The following is a 26,645-nucleotide window of genomic DNA, read 5'->3' on the forward strand; positions in this document are numbered from 1 at the left end:
GCACATAACGGACCGCCCGCCGACCAAGTCGTGTTTCGCGCGGTCAGGCGGTGATCAGGGATTCAGGCATGGGCCGTACGGCTCAGCCGGCCCGCTCCGACAGGAGATCGGCGAGTACGGCGGCGTTGCTGTGCGCCACGTCCTTCGTCGCGGTCAGCAGCGTCAGCGGACCCTCTTCGCACAGCCCGCGTAGCCGGTCGAAGGCGGCCCGCCGGGCGGGGTCGGTCAGCTCGTCGAGGTAGCGGTGCCGGAACTCCTCGAACCTCTCCGGCACGTGGCCGTACCACTTGCGCAGCTCAGACGACGGTGCGACGTCCTTGAGCCACTCGTCCAGGTGTGCGGCCTCCTTGCGCAGGCCCCGCGGCCAGATGCGGTCGACGAGCACCCGTGCCCCGTCCCCGGACTCCGGGGCGTCGTAGACGCGGCGAACCGCGATGGACGACGACGGCATCTGTCCCACCCCCTGCTCAGGATATGCCGATCCCCGCCGCCGGGCTCAGCGTACGAGCGGTGCGACGGACAGAATCGCCTCATAGTCCCGCGGATTGTGCGTGGTCGCCAGCAGGCTCCCGACGGCCGCGGCGGCGACGAGCACGATGGCCACCTGGCGCTTGGTGAGCCTGCCGCTTTCCCTGCTGCGTGCGGCGAGTCGCAGGCCGACCATCGAGGTTCTGAGCAGGACTCCCATGACCACGCTGAGCAGGATGGGCACCACCGTGTCGGGCAGCGGGGTGAAGCCCGCGCACAGGACGCCGACGGCCGGGCTGACGCAGGCCGCGACCAGCCACGGTGCGAGGCGCTGCCGGGCCACGCCCAGCAGCGCGGCCAGCGCCAGCCCCTCGCTCGCCGAATGGACGGCCAGGGCGATGACGACCACCGCGGACGTGGTCAGCGCCGGCGACGCCCCCTCGATCCCGCGTTGCAGGGTGAATGCCGCCGCGGTTCCCAGTGCGCCGAACAGCGCGGCGTCGACGGCCACCCTGACCCGGCGGTGCCGGCCGGGAGCGTGCAGCCCACCGAGCCGGGTGGCCGGGTGATCGGGTGTCCGATCGGCTCCCCCGCGGGTGAAATAGGTGGTGACGAGGAATCCGAACCCGGCGGCGAGCCCGAGCCACCACAGCGGGGTGCCGGCACGGAATGCCGCGAGCCACGCGCTGGGCAGCAGGTCGACCACGGCCGTGACCAGCATCACCGCCGAAGCCGCCGCCAGCCATACGGCGATGCGCCGGGAATTGCGCCTGGCCGGCCACGCACCCACCATGGTGGCGGCGCAGACGAGCAGCACGGCCGCCCATGCCTCCCGATCGGCGGCCTGTCCTTCCAGCACCGGCCCCACGGCCCGTGCCCAATCCGAAATCGGCATCGGTGAGACCTTCTGTCGTCGCTTTCCGACACGGACTGAGGGGCTCAGCCCTCTGGAAGTGCGGCGTCCCGTGACCCCGCGGACTGCATGGTTCCCGTCTCGCACCCGTCCGGGTCCTGGAGGCCGTCGAGCAGGTTGTGCAGCCGGTTGAGCTGGCCGTCCAGGCTCTCCTTCAGCTGGTTGCCGAAACCGGCGACGAAGGCGTGCAGGCCCTCGATCCGGCGTTCCAGGGTCGCGTCACGACAGTCTCGGATCTCCTCCCGAAGGGAGGCGGCGCGCTCCCGGGCGTCAGCGAGGATCGCCTGCGCCTTCTGATGGGCCATCGTGATCGTCCGGTCGGCCGCCTCCTGGACGATCTCCACGATGCGCACCGCGTTCTCCCCCGAGAGCGGTGGCTCCTGCTGCGACCGAACCGCCCTGAGCTCCTCGTTCTCCCGCAGGAGCCGGGTCAGCGTGATCTCCACCAGGCCGAGGAACCTGTCCACCTCCGCCAGGTCGTACCCCTCGCGCAGCCGGACGACGGTGAACACCTGGTTGCGTACGGCCGCCGGACTCAGGAATCCCGCCACCGCGTAGGAGTCGGAGCGGGGGCGTAGGGACGGCTCGCTCTCCGCCACGCCCGCCGAGCCGTACCCCTGCCCATGTCCCTGGCCCATGCGCCTCACCGACCTTTCCCCCGGCAGTCGTGCCCCGTGGACTACTCATCACCTTCAGTAGTTGTCCAATTACCCGGGGCGTACACATGTGATCGACAGCCGAGGGATTCTTTGCCTTTCTCAGAGTCGGGCGAGGCGCACCGGCGGACTCAGTCGTCGTCCCATTCGCTCTCGAATTTGACGATCTTTCCGGTTTTCCGGGAGACGTAGACCTCGTACTCCCACTGTCCCTTGCGGAGTTCGACCTTCCAGGTGCGGTGACCATGCTCCCGCTCACGCTCGACCTCGGTGACCCGGGCCCCGGGGACGCGCTTCTTGGCGATCTCGACGGCCTTCTCCCGGGAGACGCCGGCGGTGGAGGCCGTCGAAGCGGTGGTGGCCGTCGAAGCGGTGGTGGCCGTCGAAGCGGTGGTGGCCGTCGAAGCGGTCGAGGTGGTCGAGGTGGTCGAGGCGCTCGAAGCGGAGGTGGCGCCCGCGGTGGCGGTCCCGGCGCCGGCCAGCAACGCGATGCCCACGAGGCCGGCGATGCCCGCGAGCGCGATTCCCGTCGTCTTTCCGACAGCTCGATTTCTCATGCCATCAGGATCGCGCCGGGCAGGCTAACACCGCGCTAAGCGAGTCCTAGATTCACGCGAACCTCCGCGCCGCCCAGCGTGGAGCGGCCGAGGTCGAGCGAGCCGCCGGACGACGTCGCGACACGGCGGGCGATGTCCAGGCCGAGCCCGGTCGACCCGGCGCCGCTCTCCCCACGCCGCGGCCCACCCGCCGTCCCGAAGCCGGGTCCGGCGTCGGACACGGTGAGGACGACGGCGCCGCCCGGTCCGCCCGGCGCGAGCCGTACCGCGAAGGACGTCCCCTCGGCGGTGTGCGCGAAGACGTTGCCCAGCAGGGCGTCGACGCAGTCGGCCAGGTCTTCGGCGGACACCGCCACGACGAGCGGGCCGGGAGCGAGGTCGAGCCCGACCTTTCTGGACTGGTCCTCGGCGAGCACCGACCAGAACCTCACCCGATCCGCGACCACGGCGGCCGCGTCGCACGCTGCGCGTTCCCGCGATCGTCGCCGGACGTCGTTGATCACGGCGGTGACCGCTCGTTCCAGGTCGTCCACCCTGGCCTCGATCCGGGCCGCCTCCTCCGGGTCGGTCAGGGACTCCGCCTCGAGACGCAGCCCGGTCAGCGGCGTACGCAGGCGATGGGACACGTCCGCCGCGTTCTCACGTTCCTCGGCGAGCAGGTCGGTGATGCGTCCCGCGAGATGGTTGAGCGCCAGACCGGCCGCCCGGACCTCGGGCGGGCCGTCCGGCCTCGCCCGCGCCGCGAGGTCTCCGGCGGCGAGCCGGTGGGAGACACGGGCGAGGGCGGTGGTCGGCCGGACGATGGCGCGGGCCAGCCGGTCGGCGACCAGGATGCCGAGCCCGACCAGGACCACGCCGAAGATCAGCAGCGCGGTCCAGGTCTCCCGGACCCCCCGGGTCAGGGCGGCGTCGGAGAGGAAGACGCGCACCACAGCGGTGCCGCCCGGCGCGCCGTGCACGGACATCAGGATCACCCGGCCGCCGGGTGCCAGGGCGGTGACGCTGCGTCCCCGTGCCGCGAGATCGACGGCGGGGGTGTGCTCCGCCGGGGCGCCGAGCGTCCGGCCGTCGGCCAGGAAGACCGTCACCGGGTCGCCGATCGACGCGCTGACCTGTTCCACGGTCAGCCGCAGCGTCTCCTCGTCGACGGAGCCGGCCGCCACCGCCACCGTCTCCGCCGCCCCGGTCGCCGCGTCGACGGCCTCGGACTCGGCCGTCGTCCGGACGAGCAACGCCAGCGGCACCAGCAGGGACACGAGCACCAGGGAGGTGGTCGCCCCGACCAGTACGGCGAGCCAGCGCCTCACGACGGGGCGCACAGGCGCACGCCGACGCCCCGGACGGTCTGGAGATAACGAGGCTCCTGGGCGCTCTCCCCGAGCTTGCGGCGCAGCCAGGACAGGTGGACGTCGACGGTCTTGTCGGCCCCGCCGTACGGCACCTGCCAGACCTCGGTGAGCAGCTCGCGCTTGGTGACGACCTCACCCGCACGGGCCGCCAGGTAGTGCAGCAGCTCGAACTCGCGCGGCGTGAGCTCCAGCGTGGTGCCGTCGAGGGTGGCCTCGCGGGTGCGCGGGTCGACCCGCAGCCCGCCGACGGTCACCGAGGTGTCAGCCGAGCCGGCCGTGCCCGCCCGCCGCAGCACGGCCCGGATCCGCGCGTCGAGCTGGGCGGCGCTGTACGGCTTGACCACGTAGTCGTCGGCTCCCGCGTCCAGCAGGCGGATCATCTCGGAGTCGCCGTCCCTCGCGGTCGCCACGATCACCGGGACCCGGCTCACCGCCCGGAGCATGCGCAGCAGATCGGCTCCGTCCAGGTCGGGCAGGCCCAGGTCGAGCACGATGAGATCGGGGCGGTCCGAAACCGCCGCGCGCAGGCCGTCCATCGCGATGTGCGCGGAGGAGACGGCGTGGCCGTGGTCCCGAAGGCCCCGGGTGAGGGTGGCGCGGATCGTCGCGTCGTCTTCGATGAGCAGCACGTGAACCATTTGCCGTTACGGTAGCCCCGGTTCTGCGGCGTGGACAGGTCCGTTATCACGCTCTTAACCATCGTTTAGCCTGGCCGGTGGAAGAGTGGACGATGTGATCGGACGTCTCGCACTCGCGATAGCCGGCTGGCTCGTCGCGGCGGTTCTCGCCTCGGGCGCCGGCGTCATGCTGATCAGCCTGTTCGGCGGGCACTACACGGACGCGGCCAACCGTCCGATGACGCCGGACGAGGTCCGCAGCGCGCTCACCCTGAGCCGAGATCCCCGCGCCGCCTCCGGCTCTCCGGGTTCCCCGAGCCACCCGAGCTCACCGAACGCAGCGAGCTCGCCGAGTCCCTCGGAGCTTCCGGGGAGGCCCTCTCCCGGGACGGAAACGCGTGTCCGGTTGATCCCCACCGCCGGCGGACACGTGATCGCCGGATGCGAGGGCGGTCTGGCCAGGCTGCGTTCGTGGACGCCGGCCCAGGGGTTCCAGGCGGACGACGTCGAACCCGGGCCGGACGACAAGGTCCGGGTGAAATTCGAATCCGACGATCCCGACATCGAAATCGAGGTCGAGGTGCGGTGCGTCGGCGGAGCGCCGGACGCCCGGGTGACAGAACACGACTGAGCGTCGGTCGACGGCGAACGGCCCGGCGGTTGCGGGGCGACCGAAGGAGACGGCCGGGCGCGTGCGTCGGCCGTCTCCGACGCCGAAGGCCCCGACCCGGATCGGCGTCATCCGTCATCGCTGCTCGCCATCCTGCGGACTTACGTCAGTATGTTAAGACATATGAATATCCTATTGCATTGACCTCATTTCATAGTTACCTTCGCGGTGACATCATCCCCCCAACCGAGGAGGCGCGATGCGTCCCCTGCCCGGTCTGCTCCTGGCAGCGATGTCGATCACGTTGGTAGGAGCTCTGGCGGCACCCGCGTCAGGTCAAGGGGTTCCCACGGTGGACCCGGAACTGGAGACCCCCGCCCTGTTCGACGACGAGGCGGGCGGCAATGCCAACGGCGACGACCCCGCCATCTGGGTCGACCCGAACGACTCCGGCAGGAGCGTGGTGATCGGTACGGCCAAGGAGGCCGGGCTGTTCGTCTACGATCTCGACGGACGGCAGCGCCAGCACTTCCCCGCTCCCCCCGGACCGACCCCCGACGACGAGGTCGGCAGGTTCAACAACGTCGACGTCACCTACGGCTTCGACGGCCGCGACCTCGCGGTGGTCTCCGACCGGGGCCGCGACCAGATCAGGATCTACTCCATCTCGCGCGGCGGGCTCACCGACGTGACCGACCCGGCCGCGCCGTTCGTGTTCAACGCCACCCAGGAGCAGGTCAACGACAAGGAGACGGCGTACGGCCTGGCCACCTGGAAGGACTCCACCGGCACCTACGCGCTGGTGAGCCGCCGCCACAGGACCTCCGTCGGACTGGTCAAGCTCCTGGCCAAGCCCGGCGGCAAGGTCGGCTACGAGGTCGTCAGGACACTGGACCTGCCCGCGTCGTTCACCCTGCCCAACGGCCAGGTCTGGACGCCGTGCGATGAGCCCGGCAGGGAGCCCCAGGTCGAGGGCATGGTCGTGGACCAGGAGAGGGACGTCCTCTACGCGGCTCAGGAGGACGTCGGCATCTGGCGGATGCGGGCCGACCTCACCGGCACACCGGTGCTGGTCGACCGGGTGAAGGAGTACGGCGTGCCGGCCACCTACGACCCGGCCACCGATGAGTGCACGCCCGGTGTGGATCCGGGCTATGGCGGGCGGCACCTCGCGGCGGACGCCGAGGGCCTCACGATCTACTATCGGGAGGACGGCAAGGGCTATCTGCTCGCCTCCAGCCAGGGCGACAACACCTTCGCCGTTTACCGCAGGGAGGGGTCGAACTCCTACCTCGGCCAGTTCCGGATCGGTACCGACGACGGCGTGGACGGCGTCGAGCACAGCGACGGATCGACCGTGCTGAACGTCCCACTGGGCGAGTTCGACGAGGGACTGTTCGTCGCGCACGACGGCGCCAACACGCCCGCGACCCCGGACCGGGAGAACACGAACTTCAAGTTCGTCGGCTGGGACGAGATCGCCGATGAGCTCGACCTGGACGTGGACACCGACGGCTGGGACCCGCGCGACTGACGACGGCCGCGACCCGGTCTCGTCAGGTTCAGCGGCCGCCGCAAAGGCGCCGGCGACGAGGTGAGCCCCCGGCGATCACCGGGGGCTCACCGCTTTCCGTTCCGATACGTCACCCGGTCGTCGCACACCGCGTGAACGGGCTGAAGGCCCAGCAGCCGGCCCGGTCCGCCGGCGGCGCCGCGGTCTTGGCCGCCGACTCGGCGCTGGGCGGCGCGAACGCCCAGTTCGGCGTGGCCGACGGGGAGAGCGGTTGACCGGAGACCCAGGCGCTCCGCGGGACGGTACGGCCACGCCAGGGCGCGAGCGTCCAGCACTCCGCTGCGCCCTCGCCGTACCCGCAGGCGTCCGCCTCGGCACCGGAGACGAGGGCGGGCACCGCCCCGGGAATCTTGAGCGGCGGGATGGGCCGGACGTCGAGTACGCGAGCGGGCTGCGACGGCTCGAACGTGGGCGGTGTCGGGAGGAGAGTGGGCAGCGGAGGAACAGGCGCCCGGGTCGGTGTGGGGGCCGGAGGGCTCGTCGTGGGAAGCGGCGTGGCCGGGCCCGTGGGAGTGGCGGTCGACGTCGGGAGCGGCGTCGGGAGCGGCGTCGGCGACACCTCGCCGGACGGGCTCGGTTTCGGCGCCGGCGGCTGCTCCGTCGGTTTGGTGGTGGGCTTCGCCGTCGGTGTGGCGGTCGGCTTGGGGGTGGGCTTCGCCGTCGGCTTCGCGGTGGGCTTCGGTGCAGGCTTGGCCGTCGGCTTCGCTGTCGGCTTCGTAGTGGGCTTCGCCGTCGGCTTGGGGTTGGGCTTGGCCGTCGGCTTCGCGGTGGGTTTCGGTGAAGGCTTGGCGGTGGGAGACGGGCTCGGCGCGGTCGTCGGATTCTGAGTCGGCGTCGGATTCTGGGTTGAGCCGGGCGCCGGGCTGGGCGTGGGATCGGGCTTCGGGCCCGGCGAAGCGGTGGCCACCGGAGTGGCGCTCGGCGTCGCGCTCGCGGTGGGTGCAGGGCTCGCGATGGGCGACGGGGTTGTGGCGGGTTGTCCGCCGGGCTGAGCGGAAGAGGCCGAGGCCGTGTTCGCGGTCCCGCCCGCCGACCCGTCAGCCGGCTGGGATCGTGACCGACGCGCGGTGGCCGTGGAGTCCGAGTCGGACGTCCGACTCGTGCGTCCGGAGTCGGCGGTGGCCGAATCCCGCCCGTCCGATTCACGGGATCTCGATTCACGAACCCTCGACGTGGACGCGCCGGAGGTCGACTCACCCGACGTGGATCCACTGGAGCCGGAATCGCCGGAACTCGACTCGCTGGAAGACGACTCACCGGAAGACGACTCACCTGACGCGGATTCGCCGGAACTCGACTCGCTGGAGGTCGACGCAGCGGAGGCGGACTCGCCGGAAGACGACTCGCCGGAGGTGGACTCACTGGAGGTGGACTCACTGGAAGACGACCGGGAGTCGGCTGCGGCGGACCGATCGCCGCCGGTGTCCGCCGACGTCGAGTCGTCGGAGGCCCCGCCGTCCCCGGCCGACGTGCCGTCGTTCGAGGACGCCGAATCGGTGGAGGCCACCGAGTCGGTCGAAGCCCGGGAGCCGCCTCTGGACGCGGTGCCGTCCCCGGCCGAGGTCTCCCCCCGGGGCGTCCTGTCGCCCGTGGCGGCCGGTTCGATCAAGGAGACGGGAGCCGGGGACATCGCGTCGTGAGGTGGAACCGTACCTGGCGTGTTCGACGCCTGTGTCGACCCGAGCGCGGCGGCGCTCCACGGCTGGGCGACGACCGCGCCCGCCGTCGCGGAGACCGCCGCCAGGAGCAGGCCGGAGACCAGGGTCGTACGTCTTGGGGACATGCGAGGGGTCATGTGAGGCTCTTCTCGGTGCGGTGGGGGGTGGTCAGGGAGTCGGCCGGGGGCCGGTGATGGACTTCCAGCCGGCGGCGGCGAATTCGGGAGTTCCGGGGAGGGCCGCGGCGGGCACGGCGGGAGGCGTGGGATCGGGAATGTTGACCCAGTCCCCCTGGCCCGCGCCGCGCGCGTCGGGAAGCCATGTCATGAGCAGGTTCATGGCATACGGACTGGAGTAGACGGACGTGTCGTCGTCTCCTCCCTTGGTGGCGGTCACCAGGACCAGCACGGAGACCTGGACCTGGTCGTCGTCTCGGGCCTGCCACTGGACGCCGATGGTCTGCGTACGCAGCGCCGCCCCTTCGGGGAGTTCCCCTTTGGTGGGCAGTCCGAGGGTCTCCCGCCATCCCCGCACGACGGCCTTGGCGCCCTCGCGGGCGGCCTCGCGCTGGTCCGGCGGGGCGTACAGCACGGCCGCCTGCTCGGCCCGGGCGCCGTCCAGCGTCCAGGCGCCTTCGAGCGTGGCGGAAGCGGCGGACACCGCCCCTATCTCGGTCTGGGGAAAACCGATCGGGAAGCCGGCCGCGCCCTCGCGCCCACCCGGCTCCGCCAGCGCGACGGCGGGTGCCGTACGGACGGGGGCCGGGACCTCCTTCGATTCCGCCCGCCGGGTCTGCAGCACGATCACCACGGCCGCGAGCACGGTGACCAGCCCGACGATCACCAGCAGCACATGGCGCGGATTCCACCGCCGCTGCGGGCTGAGATCCCAGTCGAGATCCGAGTCCCAGTCGAGCATCGGGTCCGGTGGGGGATCGCGATCGATCGTCGCCACTAGCTGCTCCGGTCGGGACGCTGACCGAACGCCTGGCCCGCGGCGGCGGCCAGACGCAGGTAAGCGCCGCGGGTGGTCGGCCGGAGCCGGGTCAGGTCGACCTCGGCCCCCTCCTTCAGGTGCGGATCGAACGGCACCCGTACGACGGCCCGGCAGCGGTGCGTGAAATGTCGCTCCAGCAGGTCCACGTCGACGTGCGATTTCGGCTCCACCGCGTTCAGCACGACGATGGCGTTCTTGACGAGGCGGCCGTGGCCGTGCGCGGTGAGCCAGTCGAGCGTCGCGGCGGCGGAGCTCGCACCGTCGACCGCGACCATGGTGACGAGCACGATCTGGTCGGCCATCTCCAGCGTCGCGCCCATCGCGCCGTGCAGCAGCCCGGTGCCGCAGTCGGTGATGCAGATCGAGTAGTACCGCTCGATCAACCCGGCGACCGTACGGTAGTCCTCCGCGTCGAACGCCTCGCTGACCGCCGGGTCCGAGTCGGACGCCAGGACCTCCAGCCGGGCCGGCGACTGCGAGGTGAAGGCCCGGGCGTCGGCGTAACGGACGACGTTGGGCGCCTCGGCGAGCAGAGTGCGGATGGTCGCGGCGGTCTCCGACTTGACCTTGAGCCCCAGCGTCCCACGGTCCGGGTTGGCGTCGATGGCGATCACCCGGTCGCCGCGCAGCGACGCCAGCGTGTTGCCTAAGGCGGCCGTCGTCGTGGTCTTGCCGACGCCGCCCTTGAGGCTCATGACCGCTATCCGGTGATGACCGCTCGCGACGGGGGTCTGGGCGTGGGCGATCAGCGTACGCCGTTCCAACTCCGCTGTGGACTCCGCCGGGATGATCCTGCCCCCGGTCAGTCGGTACACGAGCCGCCGCCACCCGCCCGCCGGCTCACTGCGGCGGTTCGTGAGCAGATGTTCCGCCGTGAGCGGCACCGTCTCCGGGAAATGCTCGGCTGCCGGAGTCGGCGCAGGGGTGTGGGTCTCGCGCATGGCCGGGGTCCTTTCGCGGAGAAAAGATGAGGGGGGCTGTCAGCATGTACGCCAGTGCACCGTCACGATCGCGCTCTTGGAGCGGGACGACCCGTGCAGGACCAGCGGGGCCGACACGGGCGGAGGGGGGCCGCACCAGTAGCGCACCCGCGCCGCGCGCACGCTCACGGTGTCGCTCCGACCGGGCCGCAGCGTGCCGCTCGACGGCTTGACGTCCAGATCATTCGCCGTTATGCGCCACTTGAGGGGCTTGTCGGAGGTGGTCGAGAGAGTGATCTCACCTCGGCCGAAATCGTCGAGCTCGACCTCTGACGGGATCCGCAGGCCGCCGACCGACAGGATGTCGGTCTCCGCGCCCTCACCCTCGGCCTTCAGGACCTCGGGCTCCGAGGCACCGGGCACCGAGGCGGTGGACTCCGAGATGGCGGGCTCGGCCGTATCGGCATCGGGGGAGGCGGCCGACGTCGGCGCTCCGGTGGTCCCGTCGGCGGTGCCGCCGACGGCCGTGGCTCCCGCGGCGGAAGGGTGGAGAGATCCGGTCGCCTCGCCGGTCTGGCCGGCCGGGGCCAGGAGATTGATCCCGGCCACCGTGCCCGCCGCGCCCGCGACCACGATGATCACGATCCGGATGGCGGTCGCACGGATCAGCGCTCCCACCCGTGCGATCATCTCGAGGATTCTGACCGGGGTGCCGCCCTCGAGGTCGAAATCATCGTGATCCCGGCCGCGAGGCAGCGCGTGCCGTGCCGTACGGGCGCCCGGTCCGAGCTCCCTGGGTCGCCTGCCGGCGGCGGGATCGGCGCCCGGGACCGAGAAACTGCTCAGCGCGGGCGCCTCGCTCGGGATCGACACGTGACCCGGCTCGGCAGAGCCGCCCGGGCCCGGCTCGGCCCCCGCCGGGGTCTCGTCACCGGTACGTGCCGGGATCGCGCGAGCTCTGATCTGGGAGAGCAGCGCGTCGTACAGCGGCGTCTCCGCCCGGCCGTCCCCCGCGGGCAGTGCCCGAGGCTTGGGCGGCCGCGGAGACGTGGGCGGCCGCGGAGACGTGGGCGGCGGAGACGTGGGCGGCTGCCGGGCCGGCGCGGCGGCCGCCGGGCTCGCGACGACGGGCGCGGCGAGCGGCACGCCGAACGACGCGGGAGGCCCGTGAGGGGACGGAGACCGCGTGCCGGCGTCGGGCTCGGGCGGTGGTGGATCGGCCTCGGTGAGGCGTTGTCTGATTTCGGGGGTGAGGGCGGCGATCGGCGGGTGGGAGAGGATCTGCGGCACCGTGTATCGGATGTTGATCGGCCGCTTGCACACCAGGCACGTCACGATGTGCCTCAGCAGGGCCGTACGGGCACCCGCGTCCGCGGCGGCCGGGTGAGCCGACCGCGTCGTCGATCGCTCCGGGTGGGCGGGGAAGACCGCGGCGGCGAGTGGGCCGAGGTCCGGGCAGAGGGGACGCCCGCGCGCGAGGCCGTCGAGCCCGCTCACCAGGATCTCGACGATGTCCTGCGTCCGGGCGACGAGCCTGCCGACCTCACGGAACGGCAGCGCCAGCACATACGAGAGATCATGGGGGGTCAGCTCGTGGCGGTACAGCAGGCGCAGCGTCTCCGCGCCGAGCGGATCGACCAGGGACCACGCCCGCCTGACCGCCTCGTCGTCGGGTGTACCGGGGCCCGGGCCCGGCCGGAACCCTTCCCTGCGTTCGGGGTCGTCGGCGCACCCACGGCGTACGGCGGCCAGGAGCCGGGCGCGGTCTGTAACGTTCCCGGGCTCGTTCTGACGGACGCAGGCCGCCAGGGCGGCGGTGACCACCGTCATCGTCCGGGCCGGATCGAGGTGATGGGAGGCGTAGTCGACGAGGTGGGCGCCGTGTTCGCCCACCCAAACCGCCACCGTCCCGCGTCCCGGATCGAGCGCGGGATCCCCGGTACCGGTCGGCGGGTTCATCGGCGTCCGGGCACGGGGGCAGTGGCGTATGAGGCATGTTCGGCGTGAGCATCACTGCGACTTTGGAGCCGCACGCACCTTGCTGGAAAATCTGCTACATACCGATACATAGATTGAGATCTTAGACTGACACCCTTCTGTTGGGAAGGAAAAGAACCTCAGAAATCATCACTTCATGATAACCCCAAATAGCGAAGATATGGTCATCCGAAAACGGCATGGCAGGACCATCCGTTTCAATGCCCATGACCTCCGACTTCTCTGGAGACGCTCCTCGCCGGATCACCGGACTCGCCCGGATTCGGAAATATAAGTATGGCGACTCGGCCAGGCCCGGTAACGCCGGTCGCGGATCACACACACCGGGGATGCGAATGTTTTTCATTATCAGTCGAGTGGCGCTGTGAACGGGATTTACCAGCCGATGACGTCATGGTCAGACTCCGCCATCGGCACCGCCCAGCCCGGGTTATCGACCGGCCGCGGCTCGAGTGACGCGACCGGTCGGCTCGGGTGACGCGACCGGCCTCGGCCGAGACGGGTCCGGCATGCGGATCAGGTCGTCGTCCCGGCGCGGGCCCGGCGGGCGCACTCCCTGACGGCCAGGAAGACGGCGAGGACTTCCGGGCCGAGCAGCAGTGCCGTGCACAGCAGCGAATACCAGAACCGGAGGTCGAACGGTCCGAGGAGCAGGCCGGTCACGGCCCACTCGATCACGGTCACGGCGACGGGGACCACGAAGAAGAGGAACCAGGCGAGGACTCCGGCGAACCCGGCCACCCACAGCCAGCGGAACCAGCGGCCGGTCCGCAGGTCGGCGGGGGCGGCCCCGGCGAGTTCCGCGGCCTGCTCGGAAGTCAGCCGGCCGAACGCACGGCGCAGCGGCAGCGTCTTGACCCGCCACAGGTCGCGGCAGCCGAGGGCGTTGGCCGGCACCGCGACCGGGCCGGGACCATGCTCGCCGAATGCATGGAGATGTCCGCCCGCGTCGGCGACGCCCTGGGGGAGGCCCTGTCGGCTTACACGCTGGGCGAGGTCTGCCGGTGGCGGGGTGACGAGCGCGCCGCCCTCGACCGTTTCATGGCCTGCTACGCCCTGCTGGGCTCGTACGGCGAGCACGTCTGGTACACCCGCACCCGCGAGCAGATAGCCCGCTCCCGCACCGTCCTCGGTCGGCACCGCCCGGCGTCCGCGGGCTTCCGCCCTCCGCGCTCACCGAATGCGATGCCGGGCCGGCCGCTGGGGAGTCAGCCGAGTCAGCAGCCGGGCGACCAGCGCGGTGGCCGGGGTGAGCAGCGCCGCCATCACCAGGGACGCGACGATCACGCCGAGCAGGAACCCCACCGCGACGTCATGGGGGTAGTGGACACCGACGAAGACCCGTGAAGCGGCCGCGATCACGGCCAGCGCCGGCGCGATGACGATCATCCGACGCCAGGCGATGACCAGGGCCGTGGCCGCGGCAGCGGCGAACGTCGCGTGGTTGCTCGGCAGCGACCAGTCCCCCGCTTCCGGACAGGTCGCGATGATGAGCGTCTCACCGGACAGCCAGCACGGCCGGGGCATCCTCAGGATGCTTTTGATCAGCTCGCTGCACAGGTACGCCGTCACCGTCGCGACGGGCCCCAGAAGGGCCAGCGCCAACGCCCGGGGGTCAGGCCGTCCTGCTCCCCCCTGCCCCGCGCCCCCCTGGTCCGAACCCCACCGGTCCGAACCCCACCGGTCCGCGCCCGACCGGCCCACACCAGGCCGGTCCGCACCCCGCCATGCCCGCCACAGAACGACGGCGAACAAGGCCGCCATGAGCGCCGGGATCGCGTCGGTGCCGATCTCGGCCCAGTCCCTGACCCACGACGGTGTCCCCTGGGCGAAGCCGACGACGTCCCGGTACCACCCGATGCTGACATCCGGAACGTCTGGGACGTCATCGATCTCTTTAAGCACGTTTCCTCCGCATTCGCGTTCCCATGGTTTTACAGACCTTAGGGAGTGTCCGACAAACGCGGACCACCGCGAACGCGGATCAGACGGAAGCGGCTCAGGGGGAAGCGGATCAGGGGGAAGCGGATCAGGTGAAGTCGAGTTCGCCCGTGCGGGTGCGCTTCAGCTCGAAGAAGTACGGATAGCTCGCCATCGCGAGCGCACCGTCGAAGACCTTGACCGCCTCCTCACCACGCGGGATGCGGTTCAGCACCGGTCCGAAGAACGCCACGCCGTCGATGTGGATCGTCGGCGTGCCGACGTCCATGCCGACCGGGTCCATACCCTCGTGGTGGCTCCGGCGCAGCGCCTCGTCGTAGTCGGTCACGTCCGCGGCTTCGGCGAGCTCGGCGGGCAGGCCGATCTCGGCGAGCGCTTCCTTGATCGCGACGCTGTAGTCCTTGATGTCCTGGTTGTGGATCCGGGTGCCGAGCGCCGAGTAGAGGTCGCGCAGCACACCCTCGCCGCTGTGCTCGGCGGCCGCGATGCACACGCGTACGGGGCCCCAGGCACGGCCGAGCAGATCGCGGTACTCCTCGGACAGGTTCTCCCTGTCCTGGTTGAGCACCGACAAGCTCATCACCCGGAACCGCAGCTCGATGTCGCGCTGCTTCTCCACTTCCAGGATCCATCGGGAGGTGATCCAGGCGAAGGGGCAGACGGGGTCGAAGTAGAAGTCGACTTTGGGGCGCTGCACGCTTTCCGTCATCAAATGTTCTCCTGATTCGAACGGCCCTGGGTAGGAGTGGCGTGACCGAGCCAGGCCGGTGCCGGGGTCGCGACCGGCCGCCGTGGTCCGCCATCTGGGTTCGTCTCAAGCAACCTCGGGATGCCTCTCCTGATTCCCGGCGGCGTTCCCACCGGGTTCCCATCGGGTTCCCATGACGTCCCCGTCGGCGTTCCCGTCGGGTGCCGTCCGCGGTCCCGTCGGGTCCCGTCGCGGTCCCGTCGGGTCCCGTCGCGGTCCCGTCGGGTGCCGTCCGCGGTCCCCATCGGCAGGCCCGTGGACAGGCCGGCGGGCGTCCCGGAGACATCCCGGAAGCATCCCGGATGCGGCATGCGCCTCCGGCGCATGGGCCCCGTCAGGACCGCTTGATGATCTTATAACCGAGACTTATGGTTGCCGCCATGGAGCCATCAGATTTACTGGAGCACGCCCGCTCCCGCTCGTCCGACCCCGCCGATCCCCTGGAGACCCTGTCGGCCGCGATCGCCCTCGGCGTGGAGTCGCCCGGTGACGCGGACCCCCTGATCGACCTGGCCGTACGGGAGGCCCGCGCCGCGGGGCTGTCCTGGATCGCCATCATCGAACGGTTCCGGCGCGTCAGGCATCCGGCCAGGCGACGGCGCTTCACTCCGGCCTTCGCCCACCGCCACCTGGTCAACCGGCAGCGCAAGCGCGACGCCGCCTGCTCCTTCTGCCGGCGTCCGCCCGGCCCCCGGGTCCACATGGTCCACGGCGAGGGCGGCCGCATCTGCGACCGCTGCGTGGCCCTGGCCGGCCAGATCGTCGCGGGGCTCAACCGCCGCCGCGGGTGAACGGCCGCCGTTGAAGAGGCGGCGGCCGCCGCGAGTCCGGCTCACGTGACGGCCAGCCGCCGGCCGTATCGCTCGTCCCGCCAGAGTTCCCCGCCGAGCACTTCCGCCATCGTCGTCGCGGCGTCGTAGACATCGACATGCCGCACGTAGAGCGGAGCGAACCCGAACCGGATGATCTCCGGCTCCCGGTAGTCGCCCACGACCCCGCGATCCGCCAGCGCCCGGATCACCGGATAGCCATCGGCGTGACGGTAGCTGACCTGGCTGCCCCGCCCGGCCGGATCGCGCGGCGTCACCAGCGCCACCTCCGGGCACAGCGCGTCGGTCAGCTCGATGAAGAGGGAGGTCAGCGCCACGCTCTTGGCCCTGACCGCGGCCATGTCGACCCGTTCCCAGATGTCCAGCGATGCGCCCAGCGCGGCGTACGACAACACGGGCGGGCTGCCCACGGCGAACCGCCGCACCCCGGGCGCCGGCCGGTAGCTCGGCTCGAAGTCGAACGGCGCCGCGTGCCCGTGCCAGCCGGACACCACATTGTGCACGGCCTCCTGATGCCGGGGAGCCACGTAGATGTACGCGGGCGCCCCCGGGCCGCCGTTCAGGTACTTGTACGTGCAGCCGACCGCGAGGTCGATCTCGCCCACCTCGACGGGCACGACGCCCGCGCTGTGGCACAGATCCCAGATCATCAACGCGCCCGCCGAGTGGACCCGGGCGGTCACCTCGGCCATGTCGCGCATCGCGCCGGTTCGGTAGTCGACGTGGGAGAGCAGGACCAGCGCCACGTGGTCGTCGAGCGCCTCATCCAGCGATCCGCCGTTCCCGCCGATGTCCCTGATCTCGTACGGCCCCAGCACCCGGGCCGCGCCCTCGACCACATAACGATCGGTCGGAAAGTTGTCCAGGTCGGAGACGATGACGCGGCGGTCCGGCCGCAGCGGCAGCGCCGCCGTCACGGCCTTGAAGATGTTCACCGAGGTGGAGTCGCCGGCGAGCACGTCACCCGGCCGGGCTCCGATCAAGGGCGCGATCCGGTCGCCCGTCGTCTGGGGCAGGTCCCACCAGCCGGCGGTGTTCCAGCTCGCTCCGAGATGCACGCCCCACTCGGTCTCGACGGTGTGGGCGACCCGCTCGGGGGTCCGGCGAGGCAGTGCGCCGAGCGAGTTCCCCAGGAGGTAGATGACTCCGGGAGGCAGCGAGAACTCCTCCCGGAAGTCCTTCAGCGGGTCCTCGGCGTCGAGGGCCTGGCATTCAGCGCGGGTGATGGCCACAGGTCGGCTCCCTTGGTTGCTGCGGTTATGTCCATAAATAACCCTTTATGGGCTGGTCTCGCCAGGTGGCCACGCCGGGTGCGACAGAGGAGGGCGGGCGGAGGATCAATAAGGATCAATGCGGCCAAGACAGCGTCGCGGTAACGGACGGCTATAACCCCCAGAGATCACCACACGAGCACGATGCGCTCAAAATAAGCACGGGATCAACGACAGACTCTGTGCAATCGTGGACAGGACGGGGCAAGTTCTCTGGAGACGCCAATCCCCGTTGGTGACAGAGGGTGATCAAACGTGACGGAGTCCCCCGTGCCCCCACCGCCCCCGGTACCCCCGAGGCATCAGGATTCACCGGTCTATCGCCGCATCGCCGATCGTTTGCGCGATCAGATCCTCTCCGGCGCGCTGGACGACGGGGATCGACTACCCGGCGAGAACGCGCTCATGGCCGAATATGGCATAGCTCGGGCGACAGCACGCCAGGCACTCGCCGTACTGATCAACGAGGGCCTGGCCGTACCGCGGCGTGGTTCGGGAGTGTATGTCCGATTGTTCCGTCCGATCCGGCGGCACGGATCACGGCGGCTCGCCAGAGAGCAGTGGGGTCAGGGCCGGGCCATCTGGGACTCCGACACACCGGGCCGGGCGTACGCCGTGGACGAGCTCGACCTCCGGCGGGAATCCGCGAACGCGCCGGTCTCCCGAGCGCTGAGGTGTGACGAGGTGTGGGTACGGAGCCGTCGCTATTCGGTGGACGGACGGCCCGTGCAGCTCGCGACCTCGTACTTCCCCGCCGACATCGTCGAGGGAAGCGCGATAACGCTGCCGGACACCGGGCCGGGAGGCGTCTACGCCCGCCTCGGCGATCTCGGCTACCCGCCCGTGCATTTCACCGAGGAGGTGCGTGCACGGATGCCGCAGCCGAGGGAGGCGAAGCTGTTGGGGCTCCCGGCGGGCACCCCGATCATCGTCATCTCCAGGGTCGCCTTCGCCTCCGGAGGCGTACCGGTCGAACTGAACGAGATGACCCTCGACTCCGCCTCCTACGTGCTGCAGTACGACTTCGACGCGTGACGCCAGGAGCTTCCAGGCGATCACTCTCCGATGTAGTGGAAGCCCGGCTTGGGGTGCATGAGGAAGTCATGGTGGGAGATGTTCCACGCGTACGCTCCCGCCATGGTGAACTCCACGACGTCGCCGGGCTTCAAACCGACGGGGACGCGCCGGGCCAGTACGTCCTTCGGCGTGCAGAGCTGGCCGACGATCGTGGTCGGTTCGCCGGACTCCGCGATGACCATGGGCTGGCTGTGTCCCCTGGTCGCCGGGGTCCGGATGTGGTGGGTCCCGCCCGCCACCACCGCGAACAGCTCGCCGTGGACGCGCTTGACGTCGATCACGCGGGTCACATAACGCCCGCAGTAGACGGTGAGCGACCGCCCCGGCTCCACCCTGAGCACCTCGTCTGGACGGCGCAGCTCGGCAAGGCCCCTGCCGTACGTCTCCCAGTCGAAGCGCAGGTCGGGATCGGTATAGGAGACCGACATCCCGCCGCCCAGGTTGATCTCGATCGCCTGGTCGGCCCCGGTGGCCCGGCCGCCCCTGGTAGAGCGGCCGAAGCCCATGGTGTCGTCGACACCCGGGGCGCCGTCGACATCCGTGGCGCCGTCGACACCGGTGCCGCCCACGCCTGCGGAGGGGCCGACACCGTGCTCGACGAGGCCGAGCCCGCGGACATAGTCGAGCGTGGCCGCGGCCAGCTCCAGCATCCGGTGTGCGTCAAGACCACTCGCCAGATGCGCGTGGATCCCCCGGAGCCGGACCGCGTGCTGACGGCCGAGCAGTTCCAGGCATTCCGCTATGCCCCCCGGATCCATTCCGAAGGGAGTGGCGCCCCCGCCCATCGCCAGCGCCGCACCGTCGACGGGGAGATCGAGGTTGACGCGCAGCAGCACGTCGGCGGAGCGTCCTGACGCGATCAGACGCCGGAGTTCGCCGGCGCTCTCCACATGGAGCCGGGTGACCGGGCTGAGCAGCTCCTCGTCCGTTTTCCCCGGACCGCCGAGCGCGACGGGCATGTCAGGGTGCAGCCCCCGCACATGGGCCAGCTCCCCACCCGAGGAGACTTCGAAGCCGTCCACGTGGCGCGCTAGCACCTTCAGCAACTCGGCGTCGGGATTCGCCTTGACCGCATAATAGAGTTCGACGTCGCCGAGAGCGTCCTTCACGGCCTTCGCATGGGCGTCCAGCTCCGTCAGGTCGTACACGAAGGCGGGCAGTGGCCCGGCCGACCCCGGTTCGAACGCCCACGACCGCTTCGGAGCCTTCTCCTGAGGCCGACTCTGCCGTTCTGTCGTCATATTTCCCCCGATCGTGTCCGTACGAGATGTGACCGATAGGTTGACCTGACCGTCCCGATCATTGATTTCTCTAGAGATGTCCCGCACCTTGGTGAGAGAAGTCAAGAACAGCCGCACGTTCAGGCGAGGGAAGGTGACGGATGCCCTTTGACCGGCACCTTGCCGAGATTGCCCGAGACTTTCCGGAATGGACAATTTGGCGGAGTGACGTAGGCCGATGGTGGGCCACTCGGCATCGCCCGCTCACGCCGGCCCAGCGAAGTGCCGGATGCGCGATGACGGTCGACGCCGACGAGGCCGACGGGCTGCGTCAGCAGCTTCACGAGCAGGAGCGACGCGCCGCTGCCGCCAATCCATGAGCGCGGAAGCCCCCGACCCGATCGGGGGCGGGGGCTTCCGCTACCAGAGACTCGCTGAATCGCCTTACCAGATCTTTTCGCCAGATCTCCGTGGCAGATCTCCGCGACGGATCTCCGTGCCAGAGCCCCGCGCCGGATCGCCTGTAGATCGTCTGGCGGGAGGCCAACGCGTACGCGTGCACCTCAGCGCCGCGTCAACCGTCGTCAACCATCAACGGCATCGAGGCATCAAGGGCGCATGGACCCCTGTCGGGAGTTTCCGACAAATGCCGCCCCTCGCGGGCGGGGTCCAGGTGGACGCGTCGCAAGGCGGAGGAGGAGCCGACAACAGCATTGTCGGCGCCGTCTCCGCCGAGTGAGGCAGGCGCCGCCTGGGCCACGCGCAGCACGGCCGGATTCGTCAGACGTCACCTAATCGGACGCTCGACGGACCCGACCGAAATCGACGTCGTCCTCTACCACCACGGACTCCGCCGTCACCGCGTCCATCATCACCGGCTCCGCCATCACCTGGTCCGTGTCGACGGACGTCTGCTCCTCCTGCCGCGTGTCCTCCACGATCACCCGCAGATCCATGTCCTCAGCGGCTGCGGCATGCCCCTGGACGTCCGCGACGGCATCGGCCGGCGCCACCGGTACAGGCGAGGACTGGGCCTCTTCAGGGGCGACCGATTGGCCCGGCTGATGAGCCTGCTGCTGGTAGGGCTGGTACGGCATGGGCGGCAGGACGGCGGCCTCGTCGATCAGCGGCCCCGCTGCCGTCTCCCGCTGCAGCAGGTCGCCCAGAACCGTACCGATCTCGTTGAGGCGGCGCATCACCTCGGTGTGCGTATCGGTGAGATAGGCCACACGACGGCCCGTGTGTTCGTCGAGCGTCGCCACCCGCTGCTGTGCCGCGCCGAGAATGGCGTCGGCGTGGGAACGCGCCTCGCCGAGAAGACGGTCGGCCTCGGCCCGTGCGTTCTGCCGGGTCTCCTCTGCCTCGGCCCGTGCCGTACCCAGAGCCTCCTCGGCGTCCGCACCGGCCTGTGCCAGCAGCCGCTCTGCGGTGGCGGTGGCATCGGCGATCCGGCGCTCGGCCTCCTCCTGCGCCGCTCCCCTTATGGCCTCGGCCTGCTCTCGCGCCGACGTCACCAGCCGCTCGGCCTCGGCCACCGCGTTGTCGTGCAGCCTGGCCGCCTCCGCCTCGGATGCCTGCTTGTTGGCCGCGGCCTCCTCATGGGCGAGCTTGAGGATCTGGCTCAGCCGCTCGCCGAGTTCGTCGGGGTTCTGTGGCGACTCCGTCAGCTTGCGCCGGGCCTCGGCTAGCTCGAGACGGCTCTGCTCGGCCTGGTCGATCGTACGCGCGAGGCGCTCCTCCAGGTCTCGGATCTGGTTGCGGGTCCGGACCATGTAGTCGTGGACTTGGCGGCGGCTGTACCCGCGCATCACCACTTCGAAGGAGTCGTCGCTCATCAGGTCGGGGAAGTTGTCGGTCTGATTCGTCATCGGCAAGCCCTGGGAGTTGGAAGGTAACGACGGAACGCCCGTCCGGACACGACTTTCCTGCTATCCGACCTCCCTCGCAACCTGAACGCCGCACCTCCCGAAGAATCACCACCGTTCGGGCAACAGACGCGGCGGGTGGAAGAGACGACAGGCAGCGGGGGCCGACGAGCGCAGGGGTCAGCCGAGCCCCGCGTCGACGACCGGCAAGGAGCGAGTGCCGGAAGACGCCATCGACCATCCCATAGGTGACGGTGCATGGACGACATTCGACGGACGAACACCCGGTGCAGACACCCCATCTATGGAACCCCGTCTCACCCCGTCCCCCGTCAACCCCGTCTCGTCTCACCCCGTCCCCCGTCGTCGTCTCGTCTCGGTGGAAGCCGATCGGTGGAAGCCGGTCGGTGGAAGCCGATCGGTGGAAGCCGGTCGGTGGCGGTGGACAGGTCGGTGGCACGTGATTGTGGAGTCCGCTCTTGACTCGACATATCCACAAGTTCGCACCTCCCCCTGTCCACACCCCGCGGCACGGAGTAAATATCTTCTCCTGATCTGCCATCCCATCTCCTCGATCCCTCATTTCCGACATAACGAACATCCGTTGCAATCGATATTTATCTCTCATAATTATTTTCAATTAATCGAGGAAAGCTGTTGCCGTTCACTAACTTGCTGTGAGATTATTAGTACAGATTTTCGATGCGGCAGTGACTCGCGAGAAGTCGGGAAGGGGGACGCGTGGAGCCGGCAGAGCTGACCCAGCCGCTCGGATCGTTCGATCCGGATTCGTCGCGTTCTGGGGGACGGTCGCTGCTGGGTCCTGAGTGGTGGGCTGCGGTGCGGGCCGAGGCGTCGGCGCGTGCGGCCGCCCGTTCCTCCGACGATCGGGGAGGTACCGCGTCGTGGTCTGGCTGGCCTGACTGGCTTGCCACCGTTCCCGGCCCGCCCTCGGATGTCGCATTCTCAGACGGAGTGGCCGGGAGCAGTGTGCCTCGGAGCAGCGTGCCCGGGAACGGTGCGCGCCCAGGAGAACGTGAAGGCGACGCGCGCAGCGGCGGTGTAAGCGCTCCTGTGTCCGCTGGTGCGGCTCGTACGGCCGACGTTCCCCAGGCGCGCATCGATGACCGTGATCACGATGCTCTTCGGCGTGTCCGGGAGGCTGCGGATGTCCCTTCCGGTGGCTCCTTCAGTGGCTCCTCGAATGGCTTCTCCGATGATGCTTCGGGCGCTTCCGGAGGCGGCAGCTCGGGTGATGCTTCGGGCGCTTTTAGGGGTGGCGTCTCGGGTGGTGCTCCAGGCGGTGTCCTGGACGGCCCCGCAACTGGTGCTTCAAGCGGTCCCGTGGACGGTTCCCCAGGTGACTCCTCAGGTGATCCTTCCGGTGCTGCGACGGTCGGCCCTCCGGGTGATGCTCCGAGCGGTGTCCCGGGCGGTTCCCCGGGTGATGCTTCGGATGCTTTTGAGGTCGGCGCCTCGGGTGTCCCTGCAGAGGGGTCCCCGGGCGGTTTTCCGGGTGGTTCTTCGGGTGGTCTGAGCGGTGCGTGTGCGGCGGATTCCGCGGACGCGGACGGGGTGTTGTCGTGGCCGTTGGTGAGCCAGGTGCGGGAGGCCGCGCTGGCGTTGGCGGTGACGGCGCTCCCAGGCTCTGCGGAGGTGTGTCTGGCGCAGGTGGAGGAGTTGGCGTTCGCGCGGGATCGGCTGGAGGCGGCGATCGCCCTACGGGCCGCGCGGGTGCACGCGGCCGGAGCGGCCCGCCAGACCGGGCACGCCTCGACGCGGACGTGGCTGCGGTCGGTGTGCGGGATGAGCCGCCGGACGGCCTACCGCACCGTCGCCCTGGGCATCGAACTGGCACGCCTGCCCAAAGTACAAGCACGGTACGCCGCCGGGAACCTGACCGAGGCGGTGGTGGCGGCGATCTGCGCGGCCACCACCGGACTCAGCGATGAGGACGCGGCCAAGGCCGAGACGATCCTTGTGGAACTGGCCGATTGCGCCGGCCCGCAGGAGATCGCCAAAGCGGGACGGTATCTGCGGGCGGTCCTGGACCCCGATGGGGAGGTCAAGGACGCCGCCGCCGACTACGACGCCCGGTTTCTGCTGTTGCGGGAGACCGAGAGCGGTGGGGTGGAGGGGGAGTTCCGTCTGCCGCGGGAGGCCGCCGCCCGGCTACGGGCCCTTTTGGACGCCTACGCCAAACCAAAGGCCCAGGGAGATGACCGGCCGCTTCGAGTCCGTAACGCCGACACGCTGATCGCACTTTTGGAACAGCAGATCACCACCGAACTCCTGGTGTTGATCAACGCTGAATCCCTCCCCGACGACCCCACCCCCCACAACTCCGAACACGGCACCGCCCCCGGGGAGTCCACCCACCACAGCACCACTCCCCGCGACGCCACTCCCGGCGACGCCGCACCTGACGATGTCGCGCCCGAAGACAGCGCATCCGAAGACGGCACCTCCGAGGGCACCACGTCCGGTGACACCGAGCCTGAGGACACCGCGCCCGGCAGCACCGTGCCTGACGACGTCACTCCCGGCAAGACCGCGCCCGACGACACTGCGCCTGGTGATACCACGCCCGACGGCACCATGGCTGGTGACAGCGTGCCCGACAGCACCGGGCCCGACAGCACCGTGCCTGATGTCACCATGCCCGAGGGCACCATGCCCGAGGACACCATGCCTGAGGACACCGCGCCCGGTGACGCTGGCCGGAGCGACGGCCCGGCACATGCGACCGGCAAAGGGACCGGCCCGGAAACCTGCGATGACGCCGGTGACGACCTCGATCCTGATCACACTCCCGGCGCCGCTTCTGCGCCCGCGCCCGCCCCCGAATCCACTCCCGCTCCCGAGCCTGCTCCTGGATTCTTTCCCGGGGCCGACCGCAGAGACGACCCCGGAGACCCCGGCAGAGGTGACCTCGGCGATCCCGGCGGTGGCGATCCCGGACGCGGCGATCCCCGTGGGGGTGTGGACCCCGGGGGTGCGACTTCCAGGAGCACAGGCTTCCGCTTCTGGAGCGTCGACGGCGGGTTCGGGGACAGCGGACCCGAGGCCGGGGACTGGCGGTGGCAGTCGGTGCTGCGCACCCTGCCCGGGCTGCTGCTGTCCACCGGACACCTGCTGCCCATCACCGACATCCACCGCCTGGCCCGCACCTCCACCCTGGTCCGCCTGGTCATGAACACCGAGGGGCAGGTCCTGGACATGGGCCGCAAGACCCGCCTGGCCACCCCCGCCCAACGCCGCGCCGTCGCCGCCCGCTACGACACCTGCTGGGTGAAAGGCTGCCCCCTCCCGGCGAGCATGTGCCAGATCGACCACATCGACAACTGGAGCGAAGGCGGCCGCACCGACCTGGCCAGACTCGGCCCCGCCTGCCAATTCCACAACCGCGACCGCTACCTGCACCCCGACCGCTACCAACGCCGCAAGACCGGCCCCGACCGCTGGGAGTTCATCTACATCGGCCCCTCACCCGCCAGAAGGCACCAGCGCACGTGATCGACTGCATCGGTCACGGCTGTCGTGAGATGCCGGGACGGGCTGCTCACGGTGCCCGTGGAATCATGGCGGCATGCCGTACATAGCTGGCCTGGACGACGACGACACTCCGACCATTCATCCCGAGGCCTGGGTGGCACCGGGCGCGGTGGTAGTCGGGCGGGTGAGGCTCGATCGGGGGGCCAACGTCTGGTACGGATCCGTGCTGCGGGGCGACGACGAGCGGATCGAGGTCGGCGCGGACTGCAACATTCAGGACCTGTGCTGCCTTCATGCGGATCCCGGAGAGCCCACGGTCCTGGACGACCGGGTGAGCCTGGGCCACCGAGCGATGGTCCACGGCGCCAGGGTGGAGACCGGGGCACTCATCGGGATCGGCGCGGTCGTGCTCGGCGGCGCGGTGATCGGAGCGGGTTCCCTGATCGCGGCCGGAGCCGTGGTCCCACCGGGCAGGAAGATCCCGGCGGGCGTCCTGGTCGCCGGGATCCCCGCGAAGATCGTTCGCGAACTCACCGATGACGACCGGGCCTCCTTCGCCCAAACGCCGGAGCGATACCGGGCGAAGGCGCGCCGCCATTCGCAGGCCGTGGAGTTGTGATGCGTCTCGCGATGCGGCCGTTGTGAGGCCCAAGCCGCTTTCACAAGGCAAGCTTTCGTCACACTGGCTTCGCTCTGACTGGTTTGACTCCGACTGGCTCAGCTCCGACTGGCCTAACTCGAAGTGGTTTTACTCAGCGAAGTCGGCGCGGGCTATGGGACGCGGGCTTTCATGATGAGTGTTCCTACCAGCGGTCTGTGGTCGGAAAGCTCAGGCCGAGTCTTGATCACCTCGGCACCCGCCGTACGGTAGTCGTCCTCACTGGCGAAAATGTAGTCGATCTTTCGGCCGCCCCTGGTCGTGGGTGCGGCCGCCCGGTCGGTTTCGCCATTCGGCACCGCATCCACCTCGGTGTATTCGCCCTTGCCCAGGCCGAGGCCGTACACGGGAGCGAGCTGGCGGTCCTCGGGCAGACGATTGAAGTCACCGCTCAGGATCACCGGACTGCGACCGGCGTACCGCGCGACGATGTCGATTACCTGGCGGGGGGATTCGGTGTCCGAGATGTGTGTCACGCAGCATACCGAGCGGCGGGGACCCGTGGTGGTTCGCGCGCATAGCAGGCCACGCGGGTGAATCGTGGTGTTCTCGCTGGCCGGAGCCCGGTCAACCCTGAGCATCCGCCGCAGCGGAGCTCCGTCGACTCGGCCTTTCAGCACCAGGGCCATGCCGAAGCGCTTTCCATCGGGCGGCGGCGTGGCCTTCGTGGTGAGGAGGTCGCTCCACAGCCGACGGCATTTGTTCCCGCCGCCCCGGGCTATGCCGTACCAGACCATCCGGTAGTGGGGAAGCTCACGCTTCAGGAGGTTCACCTGGGCGTAGCACATCTCCGTGAAGGAGGCGACGTCCACTTTCCGGCTCCGGATGAGCCCGGCTACCCGGCTCGCCCACAGCTTGCGCCGTCCCCGGGTCAGATTGCGGGTGCAGGTGCCGTCTCGGTTGTCGGCCGCGCAGACGTTATAGGTCAGTACGTTGACCCGGTGTCCGCCGGCCCCGGACCTGTTCTCGAGTCTGCCACCGACACGACCGCCGACACGGCCATCACTCCTGCCACCGACACGGCCGTCAGTCCTGCCACCGACACGGCCGTCGGCACGGCTGTCGGCACGGCTGTCGGCGGCCCCGGAGCCTCCGGGCACGCCCCGGGCGCCGGCGTGCCCAACGGTCGTGGTGCAGGCCACCGTCATCGAGATGACCGCGAAACCGGCGACCACCACCAGCACCGGCCATCCAGCCCGGTCATGAGCGACAAATCCCCTCATAA

General features: G+C 70.0%; 26 protein-coding genes. 9 read left to right on the forward strand and 17 right to left on the reverse strand.

Going from position 1 to position 26,645, the window contains the following annotated elements:
* Positions 1-82: 82 nt before the first annotated feature.
* From AP234_RS26145 to AP234_RS26170, 6 genes are all read right to left on the reverse strand, one after another.
* Entirely contained in the window at positions 83-451 is a 369-nt protein-coding gene (locus tag AP234_RS26145; RefSeq protein ID WP_055482392.1) for a DUF488 family protein, N3 subclade, read from the reverse strand.
* Positions 452-496: 45 nt separating this feature from the next.
* On the reverse strand, positions 497-1,363 hold the full coding sequence (locus AP234_RS26150) for a hypothetical protein (RefSeq protein WP_055482393.1): 867 nt from the start codon (positions 1,361-1,363) through the stop codon (positions 497-499).
* A 44-nt stretch (positions 1,364-1,407) separates the two neighbouring features.
* Positions 1,408-2,019, reverse strand: a complete 612-nt coding sequence (locus tag AP234_RS36620; RefSeq protein WP_055482394.1) for a DivIVA domain-containing protein — start codon at positions 2,017-2,019, stop codon at positions 1,408-1,410.
* Between the two features lie 149 nt (positions 2,020-2,168).
* Positions 2,169-2,594, reverse strand: a complete 426-nt coding sequence (locus AP234_RS26160; protein ID WP_055482395.1) for a PepSY domain-containing protein — start codon at positions 2,592-2,594, stop codon at positions 2,169-2,171.
* A gap of 35 nt (positions 2,595-2,629) precedes the next feature.
* Positions 2,630-3,913, reverse strand: coding sequence for a sensor histidine kinase (locus tag AP234_RS26165; protein WP_235558384.1), 1,284 nt, complete (start codon positions 3,911-3,913; stop codon positions 2,630-2,632).
* Positions 3,898-4,581: a response regulator transcription factor gene (locus tag AP234_RS26170; protein WP_055482396.1), complete on the reverse strand. Its 684-nt coding sequence runs from the start codon at positions 4,579-4,581 to the stop codon at positions 3,898-3,900. Before AP234_RS26170 ends, AP234_RS26165 begins: the two co-directional genes overlap by 16 nt.
* Before the next feature lie 94 nt (positions 4,582-4,675).
* On the opposite strand from AP234_RS26170, the gene AP234_RS26175 reads away from it, so the two are divergent.
* Positions 4,676-5,191 carry a septum formation initiator gene (locus AP234_RS26175; protein WP_152990622.1) on the forward strand — a complete coding sequence of 172 codons (516 nt, stop codon included), beginning with the start codon at positions 4,676-4,678 and terminating at the stop codon, positions 5,189-5,191.
* Positions 5,192-5,522: 331 nt separating this feature from the next.
* On the forward strand, positions 5,523-6,704 hold the full coding sequence (locus AP234_RS26180; protein ID WP_235558385.1) for a phytase: 1,182 nt from the start codon (positions 5,523-5,525) through the stop codon (positions 6,702-6,704).
* Between the two features lie 109 nt (positions 6,705-6,813).
* Here the strand turns inward: AP234_RS26180 and AP234_RS36625 are convergent, their stop codons facing one another.
* Entirely contained in the window at positions 6,814-7,080 is a 267-nt protein-coding gene (locus tag AP234_RS36625) for a hypothetical protein (protein WP_152990623.1), read from the reverse strand.
* 157 nt (positions 7,081-7,237) lie between these two features.
* On the opposite strand from AP234_RS36625, the gene AP234_RS36630 reads away from it, so the two are divergent.
* From AP234_RS36630 to AP234_RS37395, 3 genes are all read left to right on the forward strand, one after another.
* Positions 7,238-7,570 carry a hypothetical protein gene (locus AP234_RS36630; RefSeq protein WP_152990624.1) on the forward strand — a complete coding sequence of 111 codons (333 nt, stop codon included), beginning with the start codon at positions 7,238-7,240 and terminating at the stop codon, positions 7,568-7,570.
* 183 nt (positions 7,571-7,753) lie between these two features.
* The gene (locus AP234_RS26190; protein WP_055482400.1) at positions 7,754-8,383 is read left to right on the forward strand and encodes a hypothetical protein; all 630 of its coding nucleotides are present in this window, start codon (positions 7,754-7,756) and stop codon (positions 8,381-8,383) included.
* An 18-nt stretch (positions 8,384-8,401) separates the two neighbouring features.
* Positions 8,402-8,542 carry a hypothetical protein gene (locus tag AP234_RS37395; RefSeq protein ID WP_160330486.1) on the forward strand — a complete coding sequence of 47 codons (141 nt, stop codon included), beginning with the start codon at positions 8,402-8,404 and terminating at the stop codon, positions 8,540-8,542.
* Positions 8,543-8,569: 27 nt separating this feature from the next.
* On the opposite strand, the gene AP234_RS26195 is transcribed toward AP234_RS37395, so the two are convergent.
* The 6 genes from AP234_RS26195 to AP234_RS26220 all read right to left on the reverse strand — a co-directional run bounded on the left by AP234_RS26195 (position 8,570) and on the right by AP234_RS26220 (position 14,965).
* Positions 8,570-9,355, reverse strand: coding sequence for a hypothetical protein (locus tag AP234_RS26195; RefSeq protein WP_055482401.1), 786 nt, complete (start codon positions 9,353-9,355; stop codon positions 8,570-8,572).
* Positions 9,355-10,338, reverse strand: coding sequence for a MinD/ParA family ATP-binding protein (locus AP234_RS26200; protein WP_083502452.1), 984 nt, complete (start codon positions 10,336-10,338; stop codon positions 9,355-9,357). Before AP234_RS26200 ends, AP234_RS26195 begins: the two co-directional genes overlap by 1 nt.
* Before the next feature lie 39 nt (positions 10,339-10,377).
* Positions 10,378-12,222 (reverse strand): hypothetical protein, encoded by a 1,845-nt coding sequence (locus AP234_RS26205; protein WP_152990625.1) that lies wholly within the window; start codon positions 12,220-12,222, stop codon positions 10,378-10,380.
* A 609-nt stretch (positions 12,223-12,831) separates the two neighbouring features.
* The gene (locus AP234_RS38175) at positions 12,832-13,455 is read right to left on the reverse strand and encodes a hypothetical protein (RefSeq protein WP_055482403.1); all 624 of its coding nucleotides are present in this window, start codon (positions 13,453-13,455) and stop codon (positions 12,832-12,834) included.
* A gap of 33 nt (positions 13,456-13,488) precedes the next feature.
* Complete coding sequence (locus AP234_RS26215; protein ID WP_055482404.1) at positions 13,489-14,220, reverse strand: phosphatase PAP2 family protein; 732 nt, start codon at positions 14,218-14,220, stop codon at positions 13,489-13,491.
* A gap of 124 nt (positions 14,221-14,344) precedes the next feature.
* Complete coding sequence (locus tag AP234_RS26220; RefSeq protein ID WP_055482405.1) at positions 14,345-14,965, reverse strand: DsbA family protein; 621 nt, start codon at positions 14,963-14,965, stop codon at positions 14,345-14,347.
* Between the two features lie 419 nt (positions 14,966-15,384).
* On the opposite strand from AP234_RS26220, the gene AP234_RS26225 reads away from it, so the two are divergent.
* Positions 15,385-15,795 carry a ClpX C4-type zinc finger protein gene (locus AP234_RS26225; RefSeq protein ID WP_055482406.1) on the forward strand — a complete coding sequence of 137 codons (411 nt, stop codon included), beginning with the start codon at positions 15,385-15,387 and terminating at the stop codon, positions 15,793-15,795.
* A gap of 41 nt (positions 15,796-15,836) precedes the next feature.
* On the opposite strand, the gene kynU is transcribed toward AP234_RS26225, so the two are convergent.
* A complete protein-coding gene (gene kynU / locus AP234_RS26230) occupies positions 15,837-17,066 on the reverse strand; it encodes a kynureninase (RefSeq protein WP_055482407.1) in 1,230 nt (409 codons plus the stop codon).
* Positions 17,067-17,360: 294 nt separating this feature from the next.
* Between kynU and AP234_RS26235 the strand changes: the two genes are divergently transcribed.
* On the forward strand, positions 17,361-18,140 hold the full coding sequence (locus AP234_RS26235) for a GntR family transcriptional regulator (protein ID WP_055482408.1): 780 nt from the start codon (positions 17,361-17,363) through the stop codon (positions 18,138-18,140).
* 20 nt (positions 18,141-18,160) lie between these two features.
* On the opposite strand, the gene AP234_RS26240 is transcribed toward AP234_RS26235, so the two are convergent.
* Together AP234_RS26240 and AP234_RS26245 are read right to left on the reverse strand one after the other, a co-directional pair.
* Positions 18,161-19,423: an alanine racemase gene (locus AP234_RS26240; RefSeq protein WP_063843091.1), complete on the reverse strand. Its 1,263-nt coding sequence runs from the start codon at positions 19,421-19,423 to the stop codon at positions 18,161-18,163.
* Between the two features lie 770 nt (positions 19,424-20,193).
* On the reverse strand, positions 20,194-21,270 hold the full coding sequence (locus tag AP234_RS26245; RefSeq protein WP_055482409.1) for a hypothetical protein: 1,077 nt from the start codon (positions 21,268-21,270) through the stop codon (positions 20,194-20,196).
* A gap of 1,590 nt (positions 21,271-22,860) precedes the next feature.
* Between AP234_RS26245 and AP234_RS26255 the strand changes: the two genes are divergently transcribed.
* Both AP234_RS26255 and AP234_RS26260 read left to right on the forward strand, forming a co-directional pair.
* Positions 22,861-24,783, forward strand: a complete 1,923-nt coding sequence (locus AP234_RS26255) for a DUF222 domain-containing protein (protein ID WP_160330487.1) — start codon at positions 22,861-22,863, stop codon at positions 24,781-24,783.
* Positions 24,784-24,856: 73 nt separating this feature from the next.
* Positions 24,857-25,381, forward strand: coding sequence for a gamma carbonic anhydrase family protein (locus tag AP234_RS26260; RefSeq protein WP_055482412.1), 525 nt, complete (start codon positions 24,857-24,859; stop codon positions 25,379-25,381).
* 152 nt (positions 25,382-25,533) lie between these two features.
* Here AP234_RS26260 and AP234_RS26265 read toward each other — a convergent pair whose 3' ends face one another.
* Positions 25,534-26,604, reverse strand: a complete 1,071-nt coding sequence (locus tag AP234_RS26265) for an endonuclease/exonuclease/phosphatase family protein (protein WP_055482413.1) — start codon at positions 26,602-26,604, stop codon at positions 25,534-25,536.
* Between the last annotated feature and the right edge of the window lie 41 nt (positions 26,605-26,645).

The sequence above is a fragment of the Sphaerimonospora mesophila genome (assembly GCF_001417795.1).
GTDB lineage: Bacteria > Actinomycetota > Actinomycetes > Streptosporangiales > Streptosporangiaceae > Sphaerimonospora > Sphaerimonospora mesophila.